We start from the raw sequence: 2,164 nt of genomic DNA, 5'->3' as shown, positions 1-2,164 counted from the left end.
GGCTGCGGCGCGGGCGCGTACCGCTGCGGCTGTTGACGCTGCGGCTGCGGCTGCGGGGTGGGCGCTGGGGCGTACGGCTGCTGCTGCGGGTGGCCGTATCCGGGGCCGGGGCCGCCCTGAGACCCGCGCTGCTGCCGGCGCGGCGGCTGCTGCGGGGGTCGCTGGGACTGCTGGGGCTGCTGCTGCGGGGGCTGCTGCTGGCGGTTGGCCTGCCGCTGGGGGCGGCGGCGCAGCGGGTCCTCGCTGGGGTCGAGGTACTGGACCTGGGTCTGCTCGTTGCGGTCGCGGGCCGCGCGGAGCTGGTTCTGCCAGGGGTGCGGCTGCTCGGGGGGCTGACCACCGGGATCGTGCGACGGCACCGGCGGCATGACGGACGTCGGGTCGCCGCCGGACGTGTGCGGGAGCACGGTCGTGGGGTCGCCCGAGCCCGCAGGGCCCGAGGTGTGCGGGAGCACGCTGGTCGCACCGTTCGGGTCGTACGAGCCGGCGCCGTGCGGCAGCACCTGCGTCGCGTCGGCCGAGCCGAACGGGTCCGGGGCCGCGCCCGGGACCTGCGCCGGGGCGGGGTCGGGGGCGAGGATGTGGCCCACGCCGTCGGCGGCGGCGATCTGCATGGAGTTCGCGTGCACGCCGACGCCCTCGGCGACGATGCGGAGCGCGCGGGCGAGGTTGACGGCGCTGGGCCTCTCGCGCGGGTTCTTGCGCAGACAGCGCTCGATGACCGTCCACAGCGGGTCGGGGACCGTGGACGGGCGGCGCGGCTCGGCGCTGAGGTGCTGGTGCAGCACTTCGAGCGCGGACTGGCCGTTGAACGGGGGGCGCCCGGTGACCAGTTCGTACATCAGGATGCCGGCGCCGTAGATGTCGACGGCGGAGGTCTGCGGCTGGCCCTCGGCGGACTCGGGGGCGACGTACGCGGGTGTGCCGACGAACTCGCTGGTCCGGGTCAGGCCCGGGGAGTCGGCGAGGCGGGCGATACCGAAGTCGGTCAGCATCGGGTGCATCTGGCCGCCGTCCTGCCTGAGCAGCACGTTGGCGGGCTTCAGGTCGCGGTGGACGACGCCGTCGGCGTGGCTGACGGCGAGCGCGTCGGCGATCTGGGCGGTGAGCAGGGCCGCGCCGACGGGTGTGAACGGACCGTTCTCCCGGAGATACCGGTGCAGGTCGGGGCCCTCGATCAGGTCCATGACGAGCGCCAGCAGATCGCCCTCGACGACGAGGTCCCGCACCCGCACGATGTTGGGGTGGGTGAGCCGGAGCAGCACGGAACGCTCCCGCAGGAACCGCATCACGATGTCCGCGTCGCTCGCGAGCTCCTCCTTGAGGACCTTGATCGCGACGGTTTCGCCGGGGTGTCCGGGCACGGCCGCCTCGGCCCCCGCGGTCTCCCGTTGGCGGGCGCGCCAGACAGTGCCTGTGGCGCCGCGTCCAATCGGCTCCTCAAGGAGGTACTTGCTCCCTACCGGCCGCACGTCATGCGCTCCCTGCTGCTTGCTTGCCTGGTCACGCCCTGGAGTCCCACGGACGTTCCGACCCACTGTAGTGCGGCCGTCCGCGGTACCGGGGTGTCGTCTTCCTGACTCTTCCCGCCTGTTTTGCTGTGACTTGTTCCGACTTGCTGTGCGCCGCCTGTCGGTGTCCGTGTCCGCGAGTACGTACGGGTACCCGTGTGCGTTCGATGGAAAGACGCTCACCCGTGGGCGGTTGGTTGCCGGACACGGACGTGGGCGGTTCCGGATACGGACCTACGCGGCTGTCGATACGGACGTACGCCGTTCCCGATACGGACGTGACCGATCTCAAGTGATCAACTAGCGGCCACTGGTCAGGCACTTTTGGGGGCAGAGCCGACCAATCAAGATCACTTGGCGGTGGGCGGCGGGCGTGTTGTCAGTGGCAGGTGCGAGGATGCCTCCAGTACTGGCCGACGTGCCCGTGAGCGGTGGGGGAAGTCTGCGGTGGGGACCGCGCAGTCTCGTCCTCGTCGTCGCGGGTGCCCGCGCGGAAGGGATCGCTGACGGCGATGCAGATCCGGCTGACCGTCGTAGACCCGCTGGGACCGGTCTCGGAGCCGCGAGGACGTGCCACGGCCTGCGACGTGCTGGTCACGGCGCCCGCCGGGACGGCACTGGCCGCCGTGGCCTCGGGCCTCGCCTCCGCCGTC

General features: G+C 72.4%; 1 protein-coding gene. It reads right to left on the bottom strand.

Annotated elements, in window-relative coordinates:
- A partial coding sequence (locus AWZ10_RS16570) for a serine/threonine-protein kinase (RefSeq protein WP_079104382.1) occupies nucleotides 1-1,472 on the bottom strand: 1,472 nt, incomplete at its 3' end.
- Between the last annotated feature and the right edge of the window lie 692 nt (nucleotides 1,473-2,164).

It is taken from the genome of Streptomyces europaeiscabiei (genome assembly GCF_001550375.1).
Classification (GTDB): domain Bacteria; phylum Actinomycetota; class Actinomycetes; order Streptomycetales; family Streptomycetaceae; genus Streptomyces; species Streptomyces europaeiscabiei.
Note: the sequence above shows the minus strand (reverse complement) of the source record. Positions and strands in the feature narration are given on the sequence as shown.